The organism is Myceligenerans pegani (genome assembly GCF_014892515.1).
Taxonomy (GTDB): Bacteria; Actinomycetota; Actinomycetes; order Actinomycetales; family Cellulomonadaceae; genus Myceligenerans; species Myceligenerans pegani.
Window position 1 is genome coordinate 126,472 of record NZ_JADBGR010000064.1, and the last position, 25,842, is coordinate 152,313.

The window sequence follows — 25,842 nt, forward strand, 5'->3', positions numbered from 1 at the left end:
GACGTTGCCGTCGATCCTGGTCGATGCTGCTGCCATGACGACGACAGCGGCTTCCACGTCCCCGGCCGACGCCCCGCCCCCGGCGCTGCCCGCCGCCGAAGCAGTCACCTACGCCGAGTGGTTCGCCTGCCTGGCCGAGCCCACCCGGGTGCGGATGCTGCACGCGGTCGCCACCGCGCCGCGCGGGATCACCGTCGGGGCGCTCGCCGACGCCCTCGGCATCAGCCAGTCGACCTGCTCGCACCACGTGCGCAAGCTCGCCGGCGTCGGGTTCGTCCGGACGCACAAGGAGGGCACCGCCACGCTGGTGACCGTGAACGCCGCGTGCTGCGTCGGCCTGCCGCACGCCGCCGACGCCGTGATGGGCCTCCTGGCTCCGCGGCCGTGCTGCCCCGGCGACGTACCGGCCGACGTCGAGGTGCGCGCGCTGCGCGACGAGGACTGGGACGCGGTGCGGCGCATCTACGGCGAGGGCATCGACACGGGTATGGCGACCTTCGAGACGGTCGTGCCGAGCCGGGAGTCCCTGGACGTGAAGTGGCTGCCGGACCACCGCTGGGTCGCCGAGCTGGACGGCGAGGTCGTCGGCTGGGCCGCGGCGACCCCGGTGTCGGCCCGCGAGGTCTACTCCGGCGTCGCCGAGACCTCGATCTACGTCGCGGACGGCCATCAGGGCCGTGGGATCGGCAAAGCCCTCATCCGCAGGCAGGTCACGGCCGCGGACGACGGCGGCCTCTGGACCCTGCAGACCTCGATCTTCCCCGAGAACCGCGCCAGCGTGGGTCTGCACCACTCGGCCGGATTCCGCACGCTCGGCGTCCGGGAGCGGATCGGACGCCGCGACGGCGTCTGGCGTGACACGGTCTTCATGGAACGCCGCAGCCCGGCCGTCTGAGTCACCCGTGGCCGCGCCCGTCACCGGTCGGCGTCGTCGCCCGGGCCCAGCCACGCGCTGAAGCGCGCGAGAGGTTCGTTGCTGCGGCGGTGCGCCCGGACGAGCAGGTTCGTCACCTCGCGCGTGGTGGGGTGGTGCCTGGTCTGCTCCGGCGCGGCACGCCGCGCGGTCATGAGGCTGTCGAGCGACTTGTCGTGCATGCCCTGCCAGAAGTACGCGCGCGCGAGGTCGAGGTTGTGGTGCGAGACCCTCGTGGGCAGCCGGGTGTGCATGTGCTGGGGCAGGCGCGTCCGGTCCGCGATGGCGAGCGCGCGTGGCCCGTCCCCGGACTCGACGGCGCACGCGACCCGGTAGATCGCGACGTTCGACGGCCCGAACGCGAGGTGTGACCAGTCGTTGTCGGTGTCCGTGTCCAGATGCTCCGCGATGCCGCGGGCCTCCTCTACGTGGTCCATCGCCCGGTCGAGATCGCCGGCGCGGCCCGCGACGAGCGAGGACCGCAGGTGGAGCGCCCCCACGGTCAGCAGCGCGCCGTCGTCCCGCCCGCCGGGGTCGACCGTTGTGCGGGCCGTGTCCAGCAGCCACAGCGCGCCCTCGTAGAGGCCGTCGCGCATGAGGGACGTGGTGCGCATCCACGCGGCGAACCCGGTGGCGGCCGGGTCGTCCGTGAGCCCGGCGATCCACTGGATGCGGTCCTCGACGCTCGCGGCGAGATCGTCGTAGCCGGTCTGGTGCGCGACCGTGTGCGCGGCGTGCGCGTACGCGAGCAGCGCGCGGGCGATCACGGCGCGGTCCTGCTCGTCGTCGCAGGTGTGCACCATCGCGAACGCCTCGGTGAGCAGGGGCGGGAGGATCTCGGCGAGATGCGCGTTGCGGCCGTGCTGGAGCTGCTCGGACACGTTCCGCGCATCGCGGGCGAGCGCGCCGACCGGGCGCGGCGCGGTGTCGACGTCGTCGGCCGGGAGGTCCCAGCGGTTCAGCGCCCGCCGGAGGTCGGGGATCAGCTTGTGGATGCGGTCGGGCGACGCGCCCTCCCGGTGGTACGGCTGCCCGGTGAGCGTGCTCGCGTCCACGCGCAGCACCCGCCCCACGGCTGCCGCGACCGGCTGGGAGACGTCCCGGTCGCCCTGCTCGATCTTGCGCAGCAGGGACAGGCTGATCTTCGCCTCCTGCGCGAGCCCTACCTGCGTCACGCCCCGGGCCTGCCGGAGCTGCTTGATCCGCTTGCCGATCAACTCGTCGTCCATCGGTGTTCCCAACCTCGACGGTCACGGGGATTCACACCATACGCCCGGCAACGCCCTTGCATGAAACCTAGAGGTGAGTGCCACAGAAGTGTGGCACTTGTTCGGATTTAGCGGCATCAGTGTGGATAACGACGGCGGCTACCCGCCGCTCGCACGTCACCGCGTTCGACGCTGCACCCCACGGCGACTGGAGCATGACATGACGACCCTTCCCGACGACGACACCGCGGCCGGCCGGTGGACGCGGCTCGTGACGGCGGTCTCGGCGCTGGTGGGCGGAGCTATGCTGCCCGGCGGCGTCGTCGCCGTCCGTGTCACCCTGGCCGACACGCGATCGACCCTGGCGTCCTGCGAGGCCTGGGTGGCGACGTCGGCCAGGACCTGGATGCGGCGCGGGGAGATCGACGTCGACGGCGTCTCGATGCCCGACCTCGAGCGAGCCCTCGTCGCGGCGGGGTTCGCCTTCCCCCTGACCGAGGAGTCCCGCCCGCGATGGCGGGTCGACCGCAACAACGGCACGACGTACACGCTGGACGTGACGCGCGCCCGCGCGTGAGCGCGCGCCATGCCTCAGCCCGGGTCGGCGGCGCCGTCCCCGGCGGGGATCCGCACCGTGACGCGGAGCCCGCCGGCGGGCCGGGGGGCGAGGGCGAGGGCGCCGTCGTGCGCCTGGGCGATGCTCCGCACGATCGCCAGGCCGAGGCCGACACCTGCGTGGCCGACACCCGCGTGGTCCGCGCGGACCCGTTCCGTGCCGCGCCGGAAGGGTTCGGCGAGCGTGTCGACAAGCCTGCCCGTGAGCTGCGCGCCGGTGTTCTCCACGGTGAGCACCGCGGCCCCCGCGCGCACCGCGGTGCGGATCCACACGGTGCCGCCCTCCGGGAGGTTGTGGACGATCGCGTTGTGCAGGAGGTTCGTGGTCAGCTGCAGCAGGAGCGCCCGGGATCCGTGGACGACGGCGACGCCGCCCGAGGTCTCGACCGCGACGCCGCGCGCCTCCGCCAGCGGCAGCAGCGTCTCGGTGGCTTCCTCCGCCAGGAGCGACAGGTCGACGCGCGCCCGGTCGAAGGACCGCCGGCCGGCGCGACTGAGCAGGAGCAACGCCTCGGTGAGGTCGATCGCCCGGGAGTTGACGGCGCTGAGCCGCCGTACGAGCTCGCCGGTGTCGGCGTCGGGGTCCTCGCGGGCCACGTCGAGCAGGGTCCGGGTGATCGCCAGCGGGGTGCGCAGCTCGTGGGACGCGTTGGCCGCGAACCTGCGCTGCTCGGCGACGTGCGCCTCGAGCTGGGCGAGCATCGTGTCGAAGGCGTCGGCGAGCTCGCGGAACTCGTCCTGCCGGCCCTCGAGCTCGATCCGGTGGGCGAGCGAGCCGGCCGCGGCCCGGCGGGTGGCCTCGGTGATCCGGTCCAGCGGGGCGAGCATCCGGCTCGCCAGGAACCACCCGCCCACGAGGCCGAACACCAGCAGGAACGCCATCGTCGCGATCGCCGCCGGGACGAACACGCGTGGCCCCCAGCCTCCGACGAGGAGAGCGGGATCGGGCAGCAGCTCGGCGATCGTCCAGGAACCGGCGGCGCGCGTACCGCGCAGGAGGAAGACCCACACGGCCGCGAGGAGCACGGCACCCGCGAGCATGACGAAGCCGGCATAGCTGAGGGTGAGCTTGAGGCGGACGCTCGGCCCGGGCCGCCTAGCCACGCCCGCCACCGGCGTCGCCGCCGGCCCCCGTGTCGATCCGGTAGCCGACGCCCGGCACCGTCACGATGACCCAGGGTTCGCCCAGCCGCTTGCGCAGGGCCGAGACGGTGATGCGCACGGCGTTGGTGAACGGGTCGGCGTGCTCGTCCCAGGCCCGCTCCAGCAGCTCCTCGGCGCTGACGACGCCGCCGTCGGCGGCCACGAGGACCTCCAGGACGGCGAACTGCTTGCGGGTGAGCGCGACGTAGCGGTCGTCGCGGTAGACCTCGCGGCGGAACGGGTCCAGCCGCAGGCCGGCCACCTCGAGCACCGGCGGCCGGGGACGGTCCCGCCTGCGGTCGAGCGCGCGGAGCCGGAGCACGAGCTCGCGCAGGTCGAAGGGCTTGGTGAGGTAGTCGTCGGCGCCGAGCCCGAACCCGGAGGCCTTGTCGTCGAGCCGGTCGGCCGCGGTGAGCATGAGAATCGGCGTCCCGCTGCCGGAGGCGACGATGTGCCGGGCGATCTCGTCGCCGGAGGGGCCCGGGACGTCGCGGTCGAGGACGGCGACGTCGTAGGTGTTGACGTCCAGCAGCTCCAGCGCGGTGTCGCCGTCGCCGGCGACGTCGGCCGCGATCGCTTCCAGCCGGAGGCCGTCCCGGACGGCCTCCGCCAGATACGGCTCGTCCTCGACGATCAGCACGCGCATGCCTCGGATGCTACGAGCACGCGCATATCGGCGGCGTATCGAAAAGCGCATACGCCTCGGCAACACGACCTCGCCTGGACTGACGGCATGACGACCACCACCCAGCCCGGCGCCCGGCCCGCCGCCGGGGAGACGCTCGCCGCGAGCGCGCGGGCCCTGACCAAGACCTACGGCCGGGGCGACGCGCAGGTGCACGCCCTGCGCGGCGTCGACCTCGACCTCCCGCGCGGCAGGTTCACCGCGATCATGGGCCCGAGCGGTTCGGGCAAGTCCACGCTGATGCACTGCCTGGCCGGGCTCGACCACGTCGACGGCGGGACGGTCACCGTGGCCGGCACGGATCTGGGCTCGCTCGACGACGACGCGCTCACCGTCTTCCGCCGCGAGCGCATCGGCTTCGTGTTCCAGGCGTTCAACCTGCTGCCGATGCTCACCGCCTACCAGAACATCGTGCTGCCCCTGGAGCTGGGCGGGCGCCCGGTCGACGACGCGGTGCGGGACCGGGCGCACGCGCTGGTGGAGACCCTGGGGCTGGCCGATCGGCTCGGTCACCGGCCGGCGGAGCTGTCCGGCGGTCAGCAGCAGCGGGTCGCGATCGCCCGGGCGCTGGTCACCGGGCCCGAGCTGCTGTTCGCGGACGAGCCGACGGGGAACCTGGACAGCGAGACGTCCGCGGAGGTGCTGGAGCACCTGCGCCGCTCGGTGCGCGACCTCGGCCAGACGGTCGTCATGGTGACGCACGAGCAGGGCGCCGCGTCGTACGCGGACGACGTCGTCACGATGCGGGACGGAAGGATCGCCTGATGCGGACCGTCCTGGTCGCCTCGCTGCGCGTCCACGCCCGCAGGTACGTGGCGGCGGCGGTGGCCGTTGTCGTCTCGGTCGCGTTCGTCGTGGTGGTGGGCGTGCTCACCGCCGCGGCGCAGGCCAGGATCACGGACGGCGTCGGGGCGCCGTTCCGCGGCGCGGACCACGTCGTCGTCGGGCTGGGCACGGAGAACGCGATCGCCTGGGCCGCCGGGCGAGAGGACACCGTCGCCGTGCTCGGCTCGGCGACGCTGCCGCTGCGGGCGGGCGACGAGCGGGCGGCGGGGAAGTTCGTCGGGTCGATCGCGACGGCCCCGGAGCTCCGCTGGCAGACGCTCGCCTCCGGCCGGTTCCCGGAACGCACCGGGGAGGCGGTGGTCGACGTCTGGACAGCCCAGGAGATGGAGATCGCGACCGGCGACCGGATCCGGCTCGGGCAGGGCGCCGACGCGGTCGAGCTGCGAGTGGTGGGTATCGTCCAGGCGTCGTCGAACCTGGGGCAGGCGGCGGTATACCTCACTTTCGAGCAACTGCTGCACTGGCGCGACGACGACAGCCTCCTGCTGGACCGGGCGGCGGTGATCGGCGACGTCGGCACGCTGCCCGACGGCGCCACGGCGCGGACGCCCGAGGAGCTCGTGGCCGAGAGCATCGCCGTGCACACCAACAACACGAACACCGTCTCGCTGATGCTCCTGGTGTTCGCCGCCGTCGCGGCGCTCGTCTCCGTCCTCGTCATCGCGAACACGTTCTCGATCCTGTTCGCGCAGCGCCTGCGCGACTTCGCGCTGCTGCGCTGCGTGGGCGCGACGCGGCGGCAGGTCGTGGGATCGGTGCGCCGGGAGGCCGTCGTCGTCGGGCTGCTCGCCTCCGTGTGCGGGGTGCCGGCCGGCGTCGGCCTCGGCTACGGCCTGATCGCGCTGCTCGGCGCCGTCGCGCCGCGGAACCCGCTGGGGTCCGCCCCGGAGCCGCCGGTCGGGTGGATGGCCGGCGGGTTCGTCGTCGGCGTGGCGGTGACGGTGGTCGCGTCGTGGCTGCCGACCCGGCGGGTGGTCCGGGTGAGTCCGCTCGCGGCGCTGCGTCCCGGCGACGTCCTGGACGTGCGCGCCGGCGCGGGCCGCGTGCGCCTGGTGCTCGCCGTGCTCCTTCTGGTCGCCGGGCCGGCGCTGCTCGGTGCGGCGATGGTCCTGGACGGTACCGTGCTCATGCTGGCGGGCGGCGGGGTGCTGTTCGCGGGCGTCCTCCTCCTCGGGCCCGTGCTCGTGCCGCGCCTGGTGCGCGTGGCCGGGGCGCTGCTCGGGGCCGGTGGCCGGCTGGCCACCGAGAACGCCGTGCGCAACCCGCGCAGGACCGCCGCCACCACCGCGTCGCTGCTCGTCGGCGTCACGCTCACGACCGCGGTGCTCACCGGGCTGGCCACGACCCGCGCGTCCGTGGACGCGAACCACGGCGGCGCCCATCCCCTCGACGTGGCGATCACCTCGTGGCAGGACCCGCTGCCACCCGGGCTCGTGGGCGAGGTGGCCGGCACCGACGGGGTGGCGCGGGCCGTCGCGGTCGACGGCGTTCCCGCCGGGATCGAGGGCCAGGACCGGCCGATCCTGCTCCTCACCGCGCCGGACGCGGATCAGGTGGCCCGCGACGGCGGGGCGTTCGCCGCGGTGGAACCGGGCCTGATCGCGCTCGACACCGAGGTGTACGGCGAGGACCCGGCCGCCGGGCTCGGCGACGTGGTGACCGTGCGCGCCGGCGACCGCACGGCCCGGCTCCGGGTGACCGGCGGGACCGGCTGGGGGAGCGCGGGCGTCGTCGCGCCCGAGACGCTGGCCGCGCTGACCGACGCGCCCCGGGAGCACGCCGTCTGGGCCCGCGCCGCGGCCGGGGTCGACGCGGCGGCGCTCGTCGGTGACCTGGACACGCTCGCGGACGCCGCCGGCGCGACCCTCGACAACGGGCTCCAGGCCGAGGCCGCCGACCGGCAGCAGCTGGCGGTCATCACGTGGCTGGTGCTCGGGCTGCTCGGGATCTCCGTGGTGATCGCCCTGGTCGGGATCGCGAACACCCTGGGGCTGTCCGTGTTCGAGCGTACGCGGGAGCACGCGATGCTGCGGGCGCTCGGCCTCACCCGCCGGCAGCTCCGGCGCCTGCTCGCGGTCGAGGCGATGCTGCTGACGGTGGTGGCCGCCGTGCTCGGCACCGTGCTCGGGGTCGCGTTCGCCTGGGCGGGCTACGAGACGTTCGTGAAGCAGGCGCTCGCCCGGGCCGTCCTGGAGATCCCGTGGCCGCAGCTCGGCGTCGTCGTCCTCACGGCCGCCCTGGCGGGGCAGGCCGCGGCAATCCTTCCCGCCCGCCGGGCGGCCCGGGTGCCCCCGGCCGGGGGCCTCGGTCCGGACTGAGGGTTCGGGCGGCGGTGACCACGCGCTGGTGACGCGTCGAGCGGCGGTGCCTATCCGCGCGGGGGCGCGGACGTGACCCGGAAGCCCAGGAGCTGCCATGCGCGGGCCGCGTACGTGGCGCGCTCCCCCGCCGGGCGGCGGGTGAGGGCGGTGGCGACGAGCTCGACGGCGAGCAGGGCGTCGTCGACCGTCGCACCCGGCGGGGCGTCGCCCGTCGCGACGGCGGCCGGGAGCCGGGAGCCGAGCACCGCCGAGACGCGGCCGCGCAGCTCCATGAGGCGCGGGTCCGGGGGCGCGTCCGGCGTCGCGGACGCGATGTCGATGATCACCACCGAGTCGATGGCGTGCCGCGTGACCAGGCCGAGCAGGTCGGCCAGATCCGCGGTCGGATCGGCGGCGCGCTCCTCGAGGGCAGCGACCTGCTCCTCGAACAGGGCGAGGACGAGCGCCTGCCGGTCGGGGAAATGCCGGTAGAGGCTGCCCTGTCCGACGCCGGCCGCCCGCGCCACGGCGTTGAGCGGGGCGTGCGGGCCCAGCTCCGAGAAGACGGCGCGGGCCGCGGCCAGCAGGGCCGCGCGGTTGCGCGCCGCGGCGGCGGGGCCGAGATTCGCGCGGGGGCTTGCCATGGACGTACCCTAACTACCGGACAACAGTGTCCGGTTCTCGTCGACAGGAGTACGCCATGTCCCTCACCGCCTCCTCGACCGTCGGCCAGTGGCTCGACCACCCCGTCGGCGGCCCGATCCTGACGGCCATGATCGCCCGGGGCGGCGGGTCGGCCGACGCGCTCGCGCCGGCGCGGAACCTGCCGCTCGAGCAGCTCGTCACGCTCTCGCAGGGCAAGTTCCCCGCCGAGATGGTCGACGCGCTCCTCACCGCGTACCGGGAGGCCGCGCCGGACGACGCGGCGGCCGGCGCGGGGCAGAGCGCCGCGGCCCCCGCCGCCTGGGCCGAGGAGATCACGCCCGGCCGGTTCGCCGGCCAGACCGTGGTGGTCACCGGCGCGGCGTCGGGCATCGGCCGGGCGGTCGCGAGCCGGGTGGCCCGCGAGGGCGGCCGCGTCGTCGCGGTCGACCTGACCAAGGCCGGCCTGGACGAGCTCGTCGCCTCGCTCCCCGGCGCCGAGATCCTCGCCGTCGCCGGCGACATCACGTCGGAGGACCTGGTGGCCGACGTCGTCCGCGCCGCCGGAGGCCGCGTCGACGCGCTGGCGAACGTCGCCGGGATCATGGACGACAACGCCGCGATCCATGAGGTCACCGACGCCGTCTGGGATCGCGTCATGCGGGTCAACGTCGAGGGCACCATGCGCCTGACCCGCGCCGTCGTGCCGGGCATGCTGGAGGTGGGCCAGGGCCGCGTCGTGAACGTCGCCTCCGAGGCGAGCCTGCGCGGCTCGGCGGCAGGCGTCGCCTACACCGCCTCCAAGCACGCCGTCGTCGGCCTCACCAAGTCCTCCGCCGTCATGTACGCCGGCACGGGCGTGCGAGTCAACGCGGTGGCCCCCGGCGCCGTCGCCACCGGCATCGTCGTCCCCGAGGACGCCGAGTTCGGCGGCGGCCGGCTCGCCCGCTACCGCGGCAACATCCCGTCCCTGGCCACCCCGGCCGAGCTGGCGGCGTCGATCACGTTCCTGCTCTCCACCGACTCGGTCAACCTCAACGGCGCGATCCTCGCCTCGGACGGCGGCTGGTCGGCGGTCTGACCCGGTCAGCCATGCGGTTGTTTCCGCATTCGGCGCCAATCCGGAAACAACCGCATGGTTCGCGCAAGCCGCTCCGACCTCGGCGCGCCTTCTCGACCTGCCCGACCGGACCGGGTGAAATCTGCCCGGGACCGTTGACACGGCCCTCTCACCTGCGCAAGGAATAACGGGCACTTTGCTCGTGAACGTCCCATCGCTGCCACACCAAGGGAGCCGTAGATGTCACACCGGTCCAGAACGCCCCTCGTCATCGCCGCTGTCACAGCACTGGCGGCGGCGCTGACGCCCGCGGCGGTCGCGGTCCCGGCCGCCGATCCCCCCGGGCCGGACAAGGTCGAGTCGCGCGATCTCGTCGCCGAGAAGCTCGTGCCGGCCGAGACCACCCCGGAGCCGGGCGTCGAGCGTGAGCCGGCCGTCCAGAAGCTGGCCCTGGGCCGCGGGAGCGCGGAGCGCACCTACCTGATCCGGCTGGCCGGCGACGCCGTGCCGACCTACCGCGGCGGGGTCGGAGGCATGACGGCCACGGCACCGCGGCCGGGCCGGGTGCTCGACCCGTCGACCCCGCGGGTGCGCGAGTACACCGAGTTCCTCGAGGCGGAGCAGGAGGAGTTCGTCACCCGCATGGAGCGGACGGTGGACCGCGACGTCGAGATCCCGTTCACCTACCAGTACGCCGTGAACGGCGTCTCGGCGGTGCTGACGCCCGAGGAGGCGGCGGAGATCGCCAAGGATCCCGCCGTCGCGCACATCGCGCTCGACAAGGAGCACGAGCTGCACACCGACGCGGGCCCGGCCTGGAGCAACGCGGACGCGCTGTGGAACGCCGTCGAGGAGCTGGGCCTGCCCGAGGACTACCAGGGCGAGGGCGTCGTCATCGGCACCATCGACACCGGTATCAACCCGGGCAGCCCGTCGTTCGCCGAGACCGGCGACGACGGCTACACCCACACCAACCCGCTGGGCGCGGGGAACTACCTGGGCGCGTGCGACCCGTCGAACACGGACCAGTACGACCCCGACTTCCCCTGCAACGGCAAGCTGATCGGCGCCTACGGCTTCCTGACCGACTCCGACCGGAGCGCCCTCGACGAGGACGGGCACGGGACGCACACGGCGTCGACGTCGGGCGGCAACGTGGTCGACGACGTCGTGCCGACCGCGCCCGAGGGCACCGACCCGCCGACGTTCGACGTCTCCGGCGTGGCGCCGCACGCGAACGTCATCAGCTACCGCGGCTGCTGCACCACCTCCGGCCTGACCGCCTCGATCGACCAGGCCATCGCCGACGGCGTCGACGTCATCAACTACTCGATCGGCTCGTCCGCGCCATCGGACCTGTGGAACGACTTCGACACGATCGGGTTCCTCAACGCGCGTGCCGCCGGCATCTTCGTGGCGACCTCCAACGGCAACGACGGCCCGGGCGTCGCCACGACCGGTTCCCCGGCCGACGCCCCGTGGCTCACCTCGGTCGGCGCCTCCACGCACAACCGGCACGGGTTCTCGGCGCTGATCGACCTGACCAGCAGCGCCGGCGACCTGCCCGACCTCACCGGCAAGTCCCTGACCGGCCCGCTGCCCGCCACCGAGATCGTCTACGCGGGTGACTTCGGCGACGCGCAGTGCCAGGACACGTCCGGCCACGAGGCGGAGTACACCGGCAAGATCGTGGTCTGTGACCGCGGCGTCGGCGCCCGCGTCGGCAAGTCGGAGAACGTCGCGGCGCAGGGCGCCGCCGGCTTCGTGCTCGCGAACAACGAGGTCAACGGCGACTCCCTGATCGGCGAGGCGTACGCGGTCAACGGCGTGTTCCTCACCTACCAGGACGGCGTGACGCTCAAGAACTGGCTCGCGGAGGGCACCGGCCACACGGCAGGCGTCGCGCGCACCACGTTCACCGTGGACGACGCGCTCGGCGACGTCATGGCCAGCTTCTCCTCGCGCGGTCCCAACCGGGCCGTCGACACGATCGTGCCGTCCATCACCGCGCCCGGCGTCGACATCCTCGCCGCCTACGGCGTGGCCGACGGCACGTACGACCACGTCGAGTACGCCACCAGCTCGGGCACCTCGATGTCCAGCCCGCACGTGGCCGGCGCCGGCGCGCTGCTGACGCAGGCCCGCCCGGACTGGACGCCGGCCGAGCAGCAGTCCGCGCTCATGACGACGGCGCGGACCGGCGTGCGCAACCACGACGGCGCGCCCGCCACCCCGTACACGCAAGGCAGCGGCCACATGGACATCGGGGCGGCGGTCCAGGCCGGCCTGCTGTTCGACGAGACCCCGGCGAACTACGTGGCCGCGAACCCCGAGGAGGGCGGCGACCCCAGCACGCTCAACCTGCCCTCCTTCGCCGAGACCCAGTGCCTCGCCACCTGCTCGTGGCAGCGCACGGCCGAGGCGCCCGCGTCGGCCCCGGCCGGCGTCACCTGGTCGGTGTCCGCGGAGTCCGACCCCGGCCTCGCGCTCACCGTGGACCTGTCGCAGGCCACCGTGTCGCCGGGTGACTCGATGGACATCTCGGTCACCGCGGACGTGGCCGGCGCCCCCGAGGGGGAGACGCTGTTCGGGCGCATCACGCTCACCCCGAGCGACCCGGACGTGCCGGACGTGACCCTGCCGGTCGCCGTCGTCCCGTCCGTGGCCGTGCTGCCGGACGAGGTCGACATCAGCACGCGCCGGGACACCGGGTCGCAGGCGGTGAGCGACCTCCGGTCGATCGCCGTGTCCGACTTCACCGGCTCCGTGCGTGGCCTGGCCGCGGCGGACCTGCACGAGGGCTCCCTCGTGCAGGACCCGACGAACGACTCGCCGTACGACGACCTGAGCCAGGTCCAGGTCACCACCGTGGAGGTGCCCGGCGACGCCGAGCGGCTCGTCGCGGAGATCACGCAGGCCACCGCGCCCGACCTCGACCTGTTCGTCGGCACCGGTGACACGCCGAGCGCCGACACCCAGGTGTGCGCCTCGACGTCGGGCTCCGCGGCCGAGTACTGCGAGGTGCCCGAGCCGGACGCCGGGACCTGGTGGGTCCTGGTGCAGAACTGGGGCGGCAGCGACAACCAGCCCGACACGCACACGCTCGCCACGGCCGTGGTCCCGTCCGCCGACCTGGGCAACGCCGGCGTGGCCGGACCCGACGGCGAGGTGCCGGTGGGCGAGCCGTACGACGTGCGCGTCCACTGGGACCTGCCCGACGCCGAGGAGGGCGACCTCTTCTACGGCACCGCCGTGCTCGGCAGCTCGCCCGACACGCCGGGCGACATCGGCGAGATCCCGCTCCGGCTGTCCCGCGTGGCCGACGACGTGACCAAGTCCGCGTCGACGGACGCCGCCGCCATCGGCGACACGATCGGCTACGACCTCACGATCGAGCCCAACGTGACGCCGGAGGACCTCACCTACACGATCACCGACACCGTGCCCGACGGGCTGACCATCGACCCCGCGTCGGTGACCGGCGGGGGCGTCGTGGACGGGCAGACGATCACGTGGGAGGTCGACATGCCCACGTCGGTGGGCGTCGCGGGTGCCTACGAGGCGTCGACGCCGGACACCAGCCCGCAGTGCGCGGCGTGGTCCGGGTTCGTCGACCTCGGCGCGGTGGGCATCGGGTTCAGCTCGCTCGACGGCGACAGCGCGGCCGTGAGCGCGTTCTCGAGCATCGGGCCGTTCCCGCACTACTCCGACCAGTCGCCGAACCTCACGGTGTCCGACGACGGCCTGATCACGATCGCGGGCGGCTACGGTGGCAGCCCGTGGGAGCCGCAGGCGGTCCCGGCCGCGGCCGCGCCGAACGGCGTGATCGCTCCGCTGTGGTCCGACCTGGAGCTCTCGCTGGCGAACGATCGCGGCGTGCGGCTGGCCACCTCGGGCGGCGAGGTCGCCGTGGTGCAGTGGGACGACCCGCTGCCCTACGGCGCCGACCCGGCCGACCTGTCCAACTCCGTCGGGAAGTTCCAGACCTGGATCTACAACTCCGTGGCGGACGACCGGCCGGAGATCACGTTCGAGTACGGCGAGCTGGGCGCCCTGCCCGCCCTCGCCACGATCGGGATCGAGAACCTCGCGGGTACGCTCGGCACGGCCGTCGTGAACGCGGGCGACCCGTCGTCGGCCCTCACCGAGGGCGGCAGCATCTGTCTCGACTACGTGGGGCCGAGCATCGACCCGGTCACGCTGTCCTACGAGGTGACGGTCGACCCGGACGCGATCAGCGGCACGTACACGAACACCGCGGAGCACGTCACGTCCGACCCGTTCGACGAGCCGGCCGTGGCCTCGGCCGACGTCGCCGTGACGGGCCTGGCGCCGTGCGACGAGGTGATCACGGGCCGGCACCACGGCAAGGTCTCGGTCACCGAGGGCACGACCTGCATCGACGACGCGACGGTGCTGGGCCGCGTCTCCGTGTCCGACGGCGCTGGGCTGCGGGTGACCGACTCGAAGATCGTTGCCCTGGTCCGCGCCGACGGGGCGTCCGAGGTGCGGGTGTGCGACTCGCGCCTCACGGGTGCGCTCACCGTGACCCGCAGCTCGGGGGTCACGATCGGTGACCCGGCGGCGAACTGCGGGGGCAACCGGGTGACCGGCCCCGTCACGGTGACCCGCTCGGAGGGCCCGGTGATCGGGGACAACCGGATCGTCGGACCGCTCGCCTGCTACCGCAACGACCCGGAGCCGACGAACAACGGCGCGCCGAACACGGTGACGGGCCGCCAGTTCGGCCAGTGCCGGGAGCTGTGAGCCCGGGCTGAACCGGCAGGCACCGGCGGCGCTGCTCCGAAAGGGGTGGCGCCGCCGGCGTGTCCGGTCGCGCCTCAGTCGGCCGCCGGGACGATCAGCGAGGTTCCCGAGACCGGGTCGGATTCGGGCACATTTGCTGGAGGTCTTGTCAGAGCACACCGGATCGGTGCGGCCCGGCCGTAACCTCGGCGGCAGGACGGCGAGCGCCGGCGTCGAGCGCCGGTGCCGCCCGGCTGTTCCCGAGCACCGGAGGCGCGTCATCACCGCACGAGTACGAACCTGGGCCGTCGTCGCCGCGGCCGTTCTGCTGCTGACCGGGTGCGGCACGGGCGGGGGGACCTGGTCGCCGGCCCGGGAGCTGAGCTATCCACCCGCGCCGCGCCAGCCGGTCCCGGCACCGGCCGCGGAGCACGCGGGCGACACCGGTTCCGTCCCCATCGCCGACCTGGCCCAGCGGGGCTGGCTCCGGGACGTCTCGCGGCGCACGGAGATCCCGGTGCGGGTGCTCGCCGCCTACGCCGGGGCGTCCCTGCGGCTGGCGGAGCTCGAGCCGGGGTGCGGGATCGGGTGGAACACGCTGGCGGGCGTCGGCGCGGTCGAGTCGGTGCACGGCAGCTACGGCGGCGCGCGCGCCGGGACGGACGGGACGGTGAGCCCGCCCATCGTCGGCATCCCGCTGGACGGCAGCGAGGGCGTCGCGGAGATCGTCGACACCGATGGGGGAGAGCTCGACGGCGACGCGGAATGGGACCGCGCGGTCGGGCCGATGCAGTTCATCCCGGCCACGTGGGAGAGCTGGGCGCAGGACGGAAACCTCGACGGGCGGGCGGATCCGCACCAGATCGACGACGCGGCCCTGACCGCCGGCCTCTACCTGTGCCGCAGCGGCGGCGACGTCACGACCGACGACGGCTGGGAGGCGGCGTTGGCCACCTACAACCGCTCGGTGTCGTACGCCCACGAGGTGACCGACTTCGCGGAGACCTACGGGGCGTAGCGGAGCGGCTGTGCCCGCGCCGTGGCGCTGCGGCATCATGTCTGGTACACCCCATGGCGGGAGGGCCTCATGGACGCGGCACCGACCACGAACCACCGGACCGTCGCCGTCGTCGGCGCGGCGGGCGCGGGCAAGACGACACTCGCCGAGGCGCTGCTGCACCGCGCCGGCGCGATCTCCCGCGCCGGGCGCGTGGAGGACGGCACCACGGTGTGCGACCACGAGCCGGAGGAGGTCGCCCGGGGCAGCTCGCTCGGGCTCGCGCTCGGCACGCTCACCTGGACGTGTCCCGACGGCGCCGCGTACACGCTGACCCTGGCCGACGCGCCGGGCCACCCGGACTTCGCGGGCGCCGTGGACACGGCCCTCTCGATCGCGGACCTCGCGCTCGTCGTCGTCAGCGCGGTCGATGGCGTGCAGCCCGGCTCCTGGACGGCATGGTCGGCGGCCGAGGCGCTCGGTGTGCCGCGCCTGGTCGTCGTGACCCAGGAGGACCGGGCCCGCGCCGACTTCCGGCGCGTGCTCGCCGAGCTGCGGGACGCGTTCGGCGAGCGCCTGTGGCCCATCGAGCTGCCGCTCGGCGAGGAGCAGTCGTTCTGCTCCATCGCCGACGTGCTCGGCGAGCATGCCCTCGTCTACGACGGCGCCGGCCGGCACCGCGACGAGGACCTGCCCGCCGACGTCGTCGACGAGGAGCACCGGATGCACGTCGACGTGACCGAGGAGCTCGTGTCGCACGACGACGACCAGCTCGACGCCTACCTGTCGGGCCAGGAGCCGACGGCGGCGGACCTCGAACGCACCCTCGCGTACGAGGTCGCCTCGGGCGACGTGATACCCGTCGTCGTCGCGTCGGGGACGACCGCCGCCGGCGTGGACCGCCTCGCCGACCTGCTGTGCGAGCTCGCGCCCGCGCCCGGCGGGCGGGATGCCCGCATCGTCGTCGGCTCCGGGGACGACACCCCCGGGAACGCCGGCCCCGGGTTCGTCGGCACGACCGCCGCCGGCCCGGGCGCCGCGGGTTCCGGGAACGACGACGGGGGCGACGACGGCGGGCGGCCCGTCGCGGTCTCCGCGGACCCGTCGGGCGAGCCGCTCGTGCACGTGTTCCGCACCGTGGCCGACGCCTACGTGGGCCAGGTGTCGATGCTCAAGGTGCTCTCCGGCGTCGTGCACGGCTCCGACCGCCTGCGCAACGCGACCACGGGCGCCGACGAGCGCCTGCACGGCCTGTTCCGGCTGCGGGGCAAGGAGCACCTGCCGGTCGACCAGCTCGTCGCGGGCGAGGTCGGCGCCGTCGCCAAGCTGGGCGGGTCGCCGTCGGGCACGCTGCTCTGGTCGCGGCCGTCGGGGCGGGCGCGACCGTACCTGCCGCAGCCGCGCCGGCCCGTCTACGCCGCGCGGCTCGTGCCGGCGTCGCAGTCCGACGACGAGCGGATGCCCGCGGCGCTGGCCCGGCTCGTCGCCGAGGACCGGACGCTCGTCGCCGACCAGGTGGGTGAGGCGACGGTGCTGCGCGGGCTCGGCGACACCCAGCTCGCCGTCGCGGTCGAGCGGCTCGCGCGCGTGTTCGGGGTCCACGTCCGGACCGCACCGGTGCCCGTCGCCTACCGGGAGACGATCGCCCGGCCCGCGCAGGCCGAGGGCAAGGTCAAGAAGCAGTCCGGCGGGCACGGGCAGTTCGCCGTCGTCCAGCTGCGGGTCGGGCCGCTGCACGACGGCGGGGCGGGCGGGTTCGAGTTCGTCGACTCGGTGGTCGGCGGGGCGGTGCCCCGGCAGTACGTCCCGGCCGTCGAGCGGGGCGCGCGCGACGCCATGGCCGCCGGAGGCCCGCAGGGCCACCCCGTCGTCGACCTGCGCGTCGAGCTGTACGACGGCAAGGCGCACTCGGTGGACTCCTCCGACATGGCGTTCCGCACCGCGGCGGCCACCGGCGTCCGGGCCGCGCTGGCCGAGGCCGGGACCGTGCTCCTCGAGCCCGTGTCGACCGTGACGGTCACCGTCCCGCCCGATCGGCAGGGCGCGGTGCTCACCGACCTGTCGGGCCGGCGTGCGGCTGTCTCGGCGACCGAGCTGGCCGACGGTGGCCGTGCGCGCGTGGTCGCGACGGTCCCGGAGGCCGAGCTCGGCCGCTACGCCCTCGACCTGCGGTCCCTGACGGGCGGTCGCGCGGAGCTCACGATCACCCCCGCGGGCTACACCCGCGCCCCGACCGCCGCGCGAGGCTGAACGCCCGGTGCGGAACGGCCTCTAGGCTGGGGACATGGCCCTTGCCGTGTGCCTGCTGTTCGACGGGCCGACCGACCGGGTCCTGCGGCGGCTGTGGCAGCGGCTCGAGGACGACGGCGTGCCCACGCTCGCCACGCACACCCATGGGCGGCACGTCCCGCACCTGTCGCTGGCGGTGCTGCGCTCCTGGGACCTGGACAAGGTGCGCGCCGCCGTGGAGGCGCTGCCCGACGCCGGCCCGGTCACCGTCCGGTTCGACGCCGTCGCCGCGTTCCGGCGCGGGCGGATGAACCTGATCCCCGCCGTGACGAGCACGCTCGCCACGCGCCAGGAGCGCCTCGTCGACGCCCTCGGCGTCACGGAGGACGAACTGCACATGCACTACGTCCCGGGAGTCTGGACCCCGCACGTCACGTTGGCGCCGCGGGTGCGGCTGGAGCAGACGCCGCTGGTCCTGGAGGCGGCCTACGAGATCCTGCCGCTGACCGGCCGGCTCACGCACGCCGCGCTCGTGGACGCCGGCACGGGCGCCGTCCACCCGCTGTCGGTCGTGCCGTAGTCGCCCCGCCCGGCGGTGGGGTCTCGCTCGCCGGCGCGCCCGCGGCGCGTCAGGCGGCCTGGGACCGCGCCCTGATCGGCGCCCTCGACCGGCGGCCCCACGCCACGAACAGGGCCAGCGCGATGAGCACGAAATTGATCGGGGTGTCGGCACCCTCACCGCGCGAGAAGTGGAAGACGGCGGCGGTGGCGAGCAGGGCGACGCAGCCCAGCGCGGCGAGCACGGTCAGCTGCGGCGCGATGCGCGTGAGGGAGGGCAGCAGCACGCCGAGGCCGCCGAGGATGTCGAAGGCGGCGGCCGCGTAGACGACGCCCGGGGCGACGTCCCCGGCCCACGGGAAGGTCTCGGCCAGCTGCGCGAGCGGCGTGAGGAGCTTGAACAGGCCGCTGCCGATCAGCATCAGCGCCAGCAGCCCCTGGGCGATCCAGAGGGTGACGTCGAGGGCCCTGGGCGGGGCGGTCGGAGTCGTCGCGGTGGTGGTCATGGTCTCTCCTCACGAGAAGGGCACGTGGCCTGATAGTCGATGCGGTCAGTACTGTACAAGATGTTCAGAAGTGTGCGGAGGTTTCAGCGGCACGTAGGCTAGGTCGACATGGCAGAGGGAGCGCCGGAGACAGCGCCGGAGACGGAGGCAGGAACGGTCGACCCCCGGATCGTGCGGACCCGGCGCGACGTCGTCGACGCGACCACGGCCCTGCTTCGCGCCGAGGGATGGGGCGGGGTGACCCATGCCGAGGTCGCGCGTCGAGCTGGGTACTCGAAGGCGACCGTCTACGCGCACTGGCCGACGCGCCTGGATCTGATCGAGGCGTCGGTCGGGCAGATCTGCTCCACGTCCCAGCACCCCGAGCCGACCGGTGACCTGCGCGCCGACCTGATCGCCGAGCTCACCGGGCTGGCCGAGGCGCTCACCGAGGGTCAGCTCGCCCGCATCTTCGGCGGCATCCTGGAACGTGCGGGCAGCGATCCCGGGGTCGACGAGGTGCGCCGGCAGCTCGTGGCGGAGGGATCCGGTCCGATGGCGGCCATTCTCGCGGCCCACCTGCCGCCGGACGCGGTCGACGCCGCCCTCGCGCTGCTCAACGGCGGCGTCCTGTTCCGGATCGGCTTCCAGGCGCTGCCCGCCGACCGGGCGTTCATCACGGACCTGGTCGACCGTGTCCTCGCGACGACCGCGCACGACGCCACGCCCTGACCCCTGGGGCGGCGCGCCCGGTCAGTGTGCCGCCGTCTCGAACGCCTCGCGTGCGCGGGCGATCTCCTCCTGATGCTCCTCGGACCAGGTGACGAGCGCCTGGGTCGTGCCGAGCAGGGTGCGGCCCAGTGAGGTGAGCTCGTACTCCACGCGCGGCGGGACCTCGGGATAGACGGTGCGCCGCACGAGGCCGTCGCGTTCGAGGTTGCGCAGGGTCACCGTCAGCATGCGCTTGCTGATCCCGTCGATCTCCCTGCTGAGCTCGCCGAACCGCAGCGTCTTCTCCTCCAGCAGCGCGATGACCAGGAGCGACCACTTGTCGGCGATGCGGTCGAGGATCTGCCGGACCTGGCAGTCCTCGCGGACGTCCCACTGGAAGGGATCGCGGTCCGCCCTGCACTCGGCCGACAACTCGGCCGGCCCCGCTCCGGTTCCCTCGGGGTAACCGGGTGACGCCGAAGTGCCTTCTTGTGCCATCCGACGATCGTGCCCAAGGATCGTCATGGTTACAAGAGGTAACCATGCACCGAGCGAGGAGATCCTGGTGACAGAGGCAAGAATGGTGGTCCCGCCGCCCGCGGCCGCGACGCGGGCCGGCTGGGGAGTGCTGGCGGTCGTGTGCGGAGCGCTCTTCCTGGAGGGCATCGACATCGCGATGCTCAACGTCGCGGTCCCCGCGATCGCCGCCGACATCGGCCTCGCGACGGCCGACGCGCACTGGGTGATCAGCGCCTACGTGCTCGCCTACGGCGGCTTCATGATCCTCGGCGGGCGCACGGCGGACCTCGTCGGCCGCCGCCGGACCTTCCTGGTCGCGCTCGCCGTGTTCGTCGCGTTCTCGGGCCTGGGCGGCGTGGCCGACGACGCCTGGGTGCTGCTCGTCGCCCGGTTCGTCACCGGCGCGACGGCCGGGTTCATGACACCGGCGGGCTTCAGCCTCCTGACGACCAGCTTCCCGGCGGGCCCGCTCCGGGACCGGGCGCTGGCCGTCTACGGTGCGATCGGTGCGGGCGGGTTCACGCTCGGCGTCGTCGCCGGAGGCTTCCTCACCGAGGCCGGCTGGCGCTGGGTGTTCTTCGCGCCCGTCATCGTGGGCGCGCTGCTCTGGGTCGCCGGCCGGGCGGTCATCCGGCCGGACGAGGCCGGCCGCATCCCGCGTCGCGGATTCGACCTGGGCGGTGCCGTCACCCTCACGTCGGCCATGGTCGTGCTGATCTACGGCGTCGTGGAGACGGGGGAGGGGCGGGGCCTCACCACGGGGATCACCTCGCTCGGCGTCGCCGCCGCGCTGCTCGTGGCGTTCGTCGTGATCGAGCGCCGGGCCGCGGATCCGCTGCTGCGCCTCGCCGTCCTCCGCGAAGGGCTCCTGGTGCGCGCGAGCGTCGCCGGCCTGCTGGTCATCGGGTCCTTCTTCGCGTTCCAGTTCCTCGTCACCCTCTACCTGCAGGATCTCCGCGCATGGTCCCCGGTGGCCACCGGGCTGGCGTTCGCCGTCATGGGAGCGGACATGATCCTGGCGCCGCTGTTCACGCACCGGCTGGTCGCACGGTTCGGGAACGTCCCGGTGATGGTGGCCGGGGTGCTGGCCGGCCTCGTGGCCTTCGCGCTGGCCCTGCGGATCGACGGCGCCTGGGGCTACCTGGAGCTGCTGCCGTCGATGCTGCTGATCGCGGTGATGTTCGCCCTCGTGTACGGGCCGCTCGCGGCCGCCGCGACCGCGGGCCTGGACGAGGCCGAGCACGGGCTCGCCGGTGGGGTCGTCTACACGGCGTTCCAGTTCGGCGCCGCGCTGGGCGTCTCGGCGGCGACGATCGTCCTCGTCGGCGGGCACACCACGGAGGCAGGAGCGGCCGACTACCAGCGCGCGCTGCTCGTCCCCGTCGTCGGCGCCGCGCTCGCGCTGGTCCTCGGCATCTCCACCTGGTCCCGGAGCCGCCGGGCCGCGTAGGGGCACGTCACGCCCGGCGGCGTGCCGCCGGCCAGGCGTACCTGATGCGCCGGGGCCGGCGGCACGGCCATGAATCCGTGCGCCACGGCTGTGGTCGGGAAGATTTACGAGACGGTCGTCTTGTATATTGTTCGCATGGCGGGTTCACGGGGTCGGCCGCGGGATGCGGCCATCGACCAGCGCATCCTGGCCGTGACGCGCGAAGCCGTGGTGCGGCAGGGTTATCGCGGGCTGGTCATGGAGCAGGTGGCGAGTGCGGTCGGCGTGGGCAAGCAGACGCTGTACCGTCGCTGGCCGCGCAGGCCGCTGTTGGTGTTCGAAGCCGTGTTCGGCGGCGGGGCCGAGGCCGCCGGCATCCTGCCGGACACCGGGACGCTGGCGGGGGATCTGGCCGCGGTGGTCGAGGCGCAGCGGCTCCTGTACTCGGACCCCGCAAACGTCGAGCTGCTGCGCGGCCTGCTCGCGGACTGCCTCGGCGAGCCGGAGCTGCTGGCCGAGTTCCAGCGACGTCTCGTGCGGCCGCGGCTCGCCTCGCTCGAGACCGTGGCCCGCCGGGCGGCCGATCGCGGGGAACTACGGCCGGAGATCGACACCGAATTCATCGCGGAACTCATCGGAGGATTCATGCTCGTCCATGTCCTGGTCTACGGAGGGTCGGCCGAAGACTTCGGTCCGGCGCTCGCCGACGTCGTCGTGCGGGGCGCACGGTGAACGGCCTGGTCCACGGCGACGTCGCCGACGGGTTCGGGCCCGTCGCCGACGCGTTCGCCGCGAACTTCACCGACCGCGGTGAGACGGGCGCCGCCTGCGTCATCTACCGGTCCGGGAACAAGGTGGTCGACCTGTGGGGTGGCCACCGCGACACGGCCTGCCGCCGACCCTGGACCCAGGACACGGTCGTCCCGGTCTTCTCCACCACCAAGGGCGTCTCGGCCCTCGTGACGGCGCACGCGGTCGGCCGCGGCCTGTTCGCCTACGACGACCCGGTCTCGCGGCACTGGCCGGAGTTCGCCGCCCACGGCAAGCAGGACATCACCGTGCGGCAGCTGCTGGCCCACCAGGCCGGTCTGTGCGCCGTCGATGCCCCGCTCGACGAGACCGTCATCGCCGATCCCGAGCGCCTGGCGCGGATCCTCGCCGCCCAGCGCCCGGCGTGGACGCCCGGGGACCACCACGGTTACCACTGCTGGAACCTCGGCTGGTACCAGAGCGAGCTGATCCGGCGCACCGATCCGCAGGCCCGCACGCTCGGCCGGTATCTGGCCGACGAGCTGACCGGTCGCCTCGGCGCGCGGTTCTTCCTCGGCCTGCCCGACGACGTGCCCGACGACGACGTCGCCGAGATCAAGTCCTTCACCAAGGCGCTCATGCCGCTGAAGATGCCCCCCTCCATGGTCCTGTCCTTCCTCAACCCCCGCTCGCTGCCGTTCCGCGCGATGGGCAACCCGAAGTTCCTGCTCGACCACCACAGCCTCAACCGGCGCGAGATCCGCCGGCTCGAGATCGGATCGGGCAACGGCATCGGCACCGCACGCGCGATCGCGCGGCTCTACGACCAGTTCCTCCACCCGACCCTCATCGACGTGCCCGCGCCGGTGCGCGACGAACTGCAGGCACCCGGCCGCGACCCGGCCCGCGGCAACAGGGACCTCGTGCTCAAGACCCACATCCGCTTCAGCCTCGGCATGATGAAGCCCGGCGGATCGCTCACCTTCGGCACCGACGAGCGCGCCTTCGGCTTCTGGGGTGCCGGCGGATCCTGCGGCTTCGCCGACCCCGCCACCGGCACGGCCTTCGCCTACGTCATGAACCGCATGGGCGCCGACATGTTCGGCAACGACCGCGAGACCGCACTCCGCACCGCCTACCTGCGATGCGTGCGAACGATCAGGCCGCACCCGCCCGCGTCCCTCGAACCCGATCGGTAGACCGCGGCGGTCGTGGGTGACGGCAGATCGGGCCTCACCACGGTGTCCGGGTGCTGATCGGGTCGTGACCACGCAGGACGTTCCTGACAGCATGTCAGTATGAACCTGCACGAACGGATCGACGGCCGGCTGCGCGAGTTCGTCGAGCGGCAGCCCGTGTTCTTCGTCGCAACGGCGCCCCTCGCCGCGGACGGGCACGTCAACCTCTCGCCACGCGGCATCTCCGGCACCTTCGCCGTGTTCGACGACCACACGTTCGCCTGGCTCGACGGCACCGGCAGCGGGAGCGAGACCGTGGCGCACCTGCGCGAGAACGGCAGGATCACCATCATGTTCTGCGCGTTCGAAGGCCCGCCGAACATCGTCCGGTTGCACGGCACGGGCCGCGTCGTGACGCGGTACGACGACGAGTACCCGGCCCTCGCGAGCCGGTTCACCGACATTCCCGGCGCCCGCGCGGTCATCGTGGTCGACGTCGAACGGGTCTCCGACAGCTGCGGCTGGAGCGTGCCCCTCATGTCCTACGAGGGCGAGCGGGACCTGCTCGGCCCGTTCTTCGAGCGCAAGGGCGAGGCCGGGCAGCGCGAGTACCGCCGCCGCAAGAACCTCACGAGCATCGACGGCCTCCCGGCCTACGACGCCGACCCGTTGGACGCGGTGGAGGCCTGACCGGCGATCGGCCCCGGGGGAGGAGGCCCCCTGCACCGGAGGGGCCGATACCGGAATCAGTCTCCTGGTTCGCCGGGTATTTCCCGGCGCTGCGAACGGATCGCCGCCTGCGCGTTTCGCCGCCCTCCCGCGGCGGGCGCGGCGACGATCAGTCCGCTCACGGTCGTGCGCAGCAGGTCCCTCGCTCCGTCGACCGTCACGCCTCGCTCGCTGACGAGCAGCGACAGGGCGAGGCCGTCGATGCTGGCCTTCGTGCTGCCTGCCGCAGGCGCCCGCGACGCGGTGCGCAGGAAGCGGGGTGGTGAGGAGTCGCCGCGGCGCGAAAGGCTGCGCCGGGCCTTCGACAAGTACGGGGTCGCCGGCGTCAGCCTCGTGGGCCAGTGGATCCTGCCCAGCCAGATCAGCTCGGCCGCCATGGTCGGCTTCGGCGCGAACCGCAACACGGTGATCGTCTGGCAGATCATCGCCATCTCGCTCTGGGGCGTCGTGTTCGGCATCCTTGCCGCGTTCGGCATCCAGCTCCGGCAGGGATGACCCGGGCCGGCGTGCCCGACAATGGACCGGTGATCTCCACTGACCTCGCCGCGAGACTGCGCGACGCCGGCCTGGTCTGGGACCCGGCCGACGGCGACCGGTTCCGCATCGAGTCGCCCGAGCTCGCGGGCGACGTCTTCACCGTGAGCACGATGACGATCGAGGCGCACGAGTACCCGACCGGCACCATCCTCGGGTTCAACGGCACCACCGAGTGGGCGCTGGACTCGGTCGCGATCGAGCACACCCTGTGGCTGCCCCGCGAGGACCAGCTGCGCGGCCTCCTGCGCTCCACCTTCCGGACCCTGCGCCGCACCGACGGCGTCTACGAGGTGGAGGTCGAGTTCCTCGGCCGCACCCGCGTCTTCAGCGACCCGGAGCCCGCCGACGCCTACGGGCGCGCGCTGCTGGCACTGATGGAGCTGAGCCGCTGACGGCTGTGTCGAACGATCCTCCGGGCCCGCTCATCGACGAGCGGGCGGCTCGGCATCGCGTCCAGTACGAGCGGTGGCATCACGCGGATCTCAGCGAGCCTCGAGGACGAAGAAGATGAAGGACACGAAGGCGCTTCTCTCTCCGCTCGCGAGGCGCGGCGGGAGGAGTTCGGCCGGTGTGTCCGGGGACGGCGCGGGTTCGGCCACGGACGCGATCTGGAACCCCGCGGCGGTGAAGGCGTCGGTCATCGCGTGCAGGGGTCGGTGCCAGTACGTCAGCGTCCCCGGCCGACCCGCGAACTCGTACTCCTCCGAGAACTGCCGGATGGCGAAGTAATCCTCGTCCGGGAAGAAGAAGGGGCGCACGAGCGGGTGGTTGACGGAGAGGATGAGCCGCCCGCCGGGTTTGAGCACGCGGCGCAGCTCGGTCAGCGGCGGGTGCCAGTCCTCCAGATAGTGCAGGACCAGGGAGGCGACGACGTCGTCGAAGGCGTCGTCCGCATAGGGCAGCGGCTGTGCGAGGTCCGCGACGGTCAGCGGTACGTCGTCGCCGAGCCTGCGGCGGGCGAGTTCGATCATCGCGGGGCTGCCGTCGAACCCGGTCATGTCGGCGCCGAGGCGGCGGAGCTCGGCCGACAGCGGTCCGGAGCCGCAGCCTGCGTCGAGGATCTTGCGGCCGCGCACGTCGCCGGCGAGACGGAGCATGGCTGGTCGTTCGTACCAGGCGTTGAGCAAGCTTCCGGCGTTCTCGGCGTCATAGCCGGCAGCGAACGCGTCGTAGTGGTCGGCCTTCATCGGGTCCCCTCGGCTGGACGGTCCGTGTCCCGCCTGACGCTATCGGGTCGGATCGCGGTGGCGGCTCGGTCCTCAGCCGCCGTCGACAGGGGTACACGCGAGAGTTCCTGAGTCCGACGGGTATTGTTCAGACATTGTTCACGTCATTTCAGCCCTGCCTGAAATGTTGATGCGGGAAACCCGGAGATCATCCGCCCGGGCGAGCCCTGCCGTGGCGGTCCTGGTGCCCGGTATTCGTTGAAGTTCCGCGGCACCTGACGCCCCCGCACGGCCCTTTCGTATTCCACCGCCCTGCGCAAGGGCAGAAGTCCCCCACCGACTTTCATGGCATTCCTGCCGGGCACCGGATACCTTCCTGGCGGAAAGAGCGAATTC

At 73.5% G+C, this 25,842-nt stretch carries 23 protein-coding genes; 16 read left to right on the plus strand and 7 right to left on the minus strand.

Annotated elements, in window-relative coordinates; all coding sequences use genetic code 11:
* The first annotated feature begins 34 nt into the window (after positions 1-34).
* Entirely contained in the window at positions 35-895 is an 861-nt protein-coding gene (locus IIE03_RS26675; RefSeq protein ID WP_192862105.1) for a helix-turn-helix domain-containing GNAT family N-acetyltransferase, read from the plus strand.
* 20 nt (positions 896-915) lie between these two features.
* On the opposite strand, the gene IIE03_RS07440 is transcribed toward IIE03_RS26675, so the two are convergent.
* The gene (locus IIE03_RS07440) at positions 916-2,142 is read right to left on the minus strand and encodes a helix-turn-helix domain-containing protein (protein ID WP_192862106.1); all 1,227 of its coding nucleotides are present in this window, start codon (positions 2,140-2,142) and stop codon (positions 916-918) included.
* Positions 2,143-2,341: 199 nt separating this feature from the next.
* On the opposite strand from IIE03_RS07440, the gene IIE03_RS07445 reads away from it, so the two are divergent.
* Positions 2,342-2,698, plus strand: a complete 357-nt coding sequence (locus IIE03_RS07445) for a hypothetical protein (RefSeq protein ID WP_192862107.1) — start codon at positions 2,342-2,344, stop codon at positions 2,696-2,698.
* 14 nt (positions 2,699-2,712) lie between these two features.
* On the opposite strand, the gene IIE03_RS07450 is transcribed toward IIE03_RS07445, so the two are convergent.
* Positions 2,713-3,840, minus strand: coding sequence for a sensor histidine kinase (locus tag IIE03_RS07450; RefSeq protein ID WP_192862108.1), 1,128 nt, complete (start codon positions 3,838-3,840; stop codon positions 2,713-2,715).
* On the minus strand, positions 3,833-4,525 hold the full coding sequence (locus IIE03_RS07455; protein WP_192862109.1) for a response regulator transcription factor: 693 nt from the start codon (positions 4,523-4,525) through the stop codon (positions 3,833-3,835). Before IIE03_RS07455 ends, IIE03_RS07450 begins: the two co-directional genes overlap by 8 nt.
* An 87-nt stretch (positions 4,526-4,612) precedes the next feature.
* Here IIE03_RS07455 and IIE03_RS07460 point away from each other — a divergent pair, with 87 nt between their 5' ends.
* Both IIE03_RS07460 and IIE03_RS07465 read left to right on the plus strand, forming a co-directional pair.
* Positions 4,613-5,329, plus strand: coding sequence for an ABC transporter ATP-binding protein (locus IIE03_RS07460; protein ID WP_192862110.1), 717 nt, complete (start codon positions 4,613-4,615; stop codon positions 5,327-5,329).
* Complete coding sequence (locus tag IIE03_RS07465) at positions 5,329-7,728, plus strand: FtsX-like permease family protein (protein WP_192862111.1); 2,400 nt, start codon at positions 5,329-5,331, stop codon at positions 7,726-7,728. The genes IIE03_RS07460 and IIE03_RS07465 overlap by 1 nt, the downstream gene beginning before the upstream one ends.
* A 50-nt stretch (positions 7,729-7,778) precedes the next feature.
* Here IIE03_RS07465 and IIE03_RS07470 read toward each other — a convergent pair whose 3' ends face one another.
* Positions 7,779-8,354, minus strand: a complete 576-nt coding sequence (locus IIE03_RS07470; protein ID WP_192862112.1) for a TetR/AcrR family transcriptional regulator — start codon at positions 8,352-8,354, stop codon at positions 7,779-7,781.
* A gap of 56 nt (positions 8,355-8,410) precedes the next feature.
* On the opposite strand from IIE03_RS07470, the gene IIE03_RS07475 reads away from it, so the two are divergent.
* From IIE03_RS07475 to IIE03_RS07495, 5 genes are all read left to right on the plus strand, one after another.
* Positions 8,411-9,433 carry an SDR family NAD(P)-dependent oxidoreductase gene (locus IIE03_RS07475; RefSeq protein WP_192862113.1) on the plus strand — a complete coding sequence of 341 codons (1,023 nt, stop codon included), beginning with the start codon at positions 8,411-8,413 and terminating at the stop codon, positions 9,431-9,433.
* 219 nt (positions 9,434-9,652) lie between these two features.
* Entirely contained in the window at positions 9,653-14,179 is a 4,527-nt protein-coding gene (locus IIE03_RS07480; RefSeq protein WP_192862114.1) for a S8 family serine peptidase, read from the plus strand.
* A 145-nt stretch (positions 14,180-14,324) separates the two neighbouring features.
* Positions 14,325-15,176, plus strand: coding sequence for a lytic transglycosylase domain-containing protein (locus IIE03_RS07485; RefSeq protein WP_225997413.1), 852 nt, complete (start codon positions 14,325-14,327; stop codon positions 15,174-15,176).
* 69 nt (positions 15,177-15,245) lie between these two features.
* Complete coding sequence (locus IIE03_RS07490; protein WP_192862115.1) at positions 15,246-17,405, plus strand: elongation factor G; 2,160 nt, start codon at positions 15,246-15,248, stop codon at positions 17,403-17,405.
* Between the two features lie 34 nt (positions 17,406-17,439).
* Positions 17,440-17,964 carry a 2'-5' RNA ligase family protein gene (locus IIE03_RS07495; RefSeq protein WP_192862116.1) on the plus strand — a complete coding sequence of 175 codons (525 nt, stop codon included), beginning with the start codon at positions 17,440-17,442 and terminating at the stop codon, positions 17,962-17,964.
* A 49-nt stretch (positions 17,965-18,013) separates the two neighbouring features.
* On the opposite strand, the gene IIE03_RS07500 is transcribed toward IIE03_RS07495, so the two are convergent.
* Entirely contained in the window at positions 18,014-18,448 is a 435-nt protein-coding gene (locus tag IIE03_RS07500) for a DoxX family protein (RefSeq protein ID WP_192862117.1), read from the minus strand.
* Positions 18,449-18,556: 108 nt separating this feature from the next.
* On the opposite strand from IIE03_RS07500, the gene IIE03_RS07505 reads away from it, so the two are divergent.
* The gene (locus IIE03_RS07505) at positions 18,557-19,159 is read left to right on the plus strand and encodes a TetR/AcrR family transcriptional regulator (protein WP_192862118.1); all 603 of its coding nucleotides are present in this window, start codon (positions 18,557-18,559) and stop codon (positions 19,157-19,159) included.
* Between the two features lie 21 nt (positions 19,160-19,180).
* Here IIE03_RS07505 and IIE03_RS07510 read toward each other — a convergent pair whose 3' ends face one another.
* Positions 19,181-19,636: a winged helix-turn-helix transcriptional regulator gene (locus tag IIE03_RS07510; RefSeq protein ID WP_225997414.1), complete on the minus strand. Its 456-nt coding sequence runs from the start codon at positions 19,634-19,636 to the stop codon at positions 19,181-19,183.
* A gap of 67 nt (positions 19,637-19,703) precedes the next feature.
* Between IIE03_RS07510 and IIE03_RS07515 the strand changes: the two genes are divergently transcribed.
* From IIE03_RS07515 to IIE03_RS07540, 6 genes are all read left to right on the plus strand, one after another.
* A complete protein-coding gene (locus IIE03_RS07515; RefSeq protein WP_318842856.1) occupies positions 19,704-21,107 on the plus strand; it encodes an MFS transporter in 1,404 nt (467 codons plus the stop codon).
* Between the two features lie 135 nt (positions 21,108-21,242).
* Complete coding sequence (locus IIE03_RS07520; protein WP_192862119.1) at positions 21,243-21,818, plus strand: TetR/AcrR family transcriptional regulator; 576 nt, start codon at positions 21,243-21,245, stop codon at positions 21,816-21,818.
* Positions 21,815-23,035 carry a serine hydrolase domain-containing protein gene (locus IIE03_RS07525; RefSeq protein ID WP_318842857.1) on the plus strand — a complete coding sequence of 407 codons (1,221 nt, stop codon included), beginning with the start codon at positions 21,815-21,817 and terminating at the stop codon, positions 23,033-23,035. The genes IIE03_RS07520 and IIE03_RS07525 overlap by 4 nt, the downstream gene beginning before the upstream one ends.
* A gap of 99 nt (positions 23,036-23,134) precedes the next feature.
* Positions 23,135-23,704 (plus strand): pyridoxamine 5'-phosphate oxidase family protein, encoded by a 570-nt coding sequence (locus tag IIE03_RS07530; RefSeq protein ID WP_192862120.1) that lies wholly within the window; start codon positions 23,135-23,137, stop codon positions 23,702-23,704.
* Between the two features lie 240 nt (positions 23,705-23,944).
* Complete coding sequence (locus tag IIE03_RS07535; protein WP_192862121.1) at positions 23,945-24,238, plus strand: hypothetical protein; 294 nt, start codon at positions 23,945-23,947, stop codon at positions 24,236-24,238.
* Positions 24,239-24,267: 29 nt separating this feature from the next.
* A complete protein-coding gene (locus tag IIE03_RS07540) occupies positions 24,268-24,672 on the plus strand; it encodes a pilus assembly protein CpaE (RefSeq protein WP_192862122.1) in 405 nt (134 codons plus the stop codon).
* A 90-nt stretch (positions 24,673-24,762) separates the two neighbouring features.
* Here IIE03_RS07540 and IIE03_RS07545 read toward each other — a convergent pair whose 3' ends face one another.
* Positions 24,763-25,467 carry a class I SAM-dependent methyltransferase gene (locus tag IIE03_RS07545; protein ID WP_192862123.1) on the minus strand — a complete coding sequence of 235 codons (705 nt, stop codon included), beginning with the start codon at positions 25,465-25,467 and terminating at the stop codon, positions 24,763-24,765.
* Positions 25,468-25,842: the final 375 nt, after the last annotated feature.

Coding starts and splice junctions, on each gene's coding strand:
- IIE03_RS26675 (WP_192862105.1), top strand. CDS start 35: ATGACGACGACAGCGGCTTCCACGTCCCCGGCCGACGCCCCGCCCCCG.
- IIE03_RS07440 (WP_192862106.1), bottom strand. CDS start 2,142: ATGGACGACGAGTTGATCGGCAAGCGGATCAAGCAGCTCCGGCAGGCC.
- IIE03_RS07445 (WP_192862107.1), top strand. CDS start 2,342: ATGACGACCCTTCCCGACGACGACACCGCGGCCGGCCGGTGGACGCGG.
- IIE03_RS07455 (WP_192862109.1), bottom strand. CDS start 4,525: ATGCGCGTGCTGATCGTCGAGGACGAGCCGTATCTGGCGGAGGCCGTC.
- IIE03_RS07460 (WP_192862110.1), top strand. CDS start 4,613: ATGACGACCACCACCCAGCCCGGCGCCCGGCCCGCCGCCGGGGAGACG.
- IIE03_RS07465 (WP_192862111.1), top strand. CDS start 5,329: ATGCGGACCGTCCTGGTCGCCTCGCTGCGCGTCCACGCCCGCAGGTAC.
- IIE03_RS07470 (WP_192862112.1), bottom strand. CDS start 8,354: ATGGCAAGCCCCCGCGCGAATCTCGGCCCCGCCGCCGCGGCGCGCAAC.
- IIE03_RS07475 (WP_192862113.1), top strand. CDS start 8,411: ATGTCCCTCACCGCCTCCTCGACCGTCGGCCAGTGGCTCGACCACCCC.
- IIE03_RS07480 (WP_192862114.1), top strand. CDS start 9,653: ATGTCACACCGGTCCAGAACGCCCCTCGTCATCGCCGCTGTCACAGCA.
- IIE03_RS07490 (WP_192862115.1), top strand. CDS start 15,246: ATGGACGCGGCACCGACCACGAACCACCGGACCGTCGCCGTCGTCGGC.
- IIE03_RS07495 (WP_192862116.1), top strand. CDS start 17,440: ATGGCCCTTGCCGTGTGCCTGCTGTTCGACGGGCCGACCGACCGGGTC.
- IIE03_RS07500 (WP_192862117.1), bottom strand. CDS start 18,448: ATGACCACCACCGCGACGACTCCGACCGCCCCGCCCAGGGCCCTCGAC.
- IIE03_RS07505 (WP_192862118.1), top strand. CDS start 18,557: ATGGCAGAGGGAGCGCCGGAGACAGCGCCGGAGACGGAGGCAGGAACG.
- IIE03_RS07510 (WP_225997414.1), bottom strand. CDS start 19,636: ATGGCACAAGAAGGCACTTCGGCGTCACCCGGTTACCCCGAGGGAACC.
- IIE03_RS07520 (WP_192862119.1), top strand. CDS start 21,243: ATGGCGGGTTCACGGGGTCGGCCGCGGGATGCGGCCATCGACCAGCGC.
- IIE03_RS07530 (WP_192862120.1), top strand. CDS start 23,135: ATGAACCTGCACGAACGGATCGACGGCCGGCTGCGCGAGTTCGTCGAG.
- IIE03_RS07535 (WP_192862121.1), top strand. CDS start 23,945: ATGCTGGCCTTCGTGCTGCCTGCCGCAGGCGCCCGCGACGCGGTGCGC.
- IIE03_RS07545 (WP_192862123.1), bottom strand. CDS start 25,467: ATGAAGGCCGACCACTACGACGCGTTCGCTGCCGGCTATGACGCCGAG.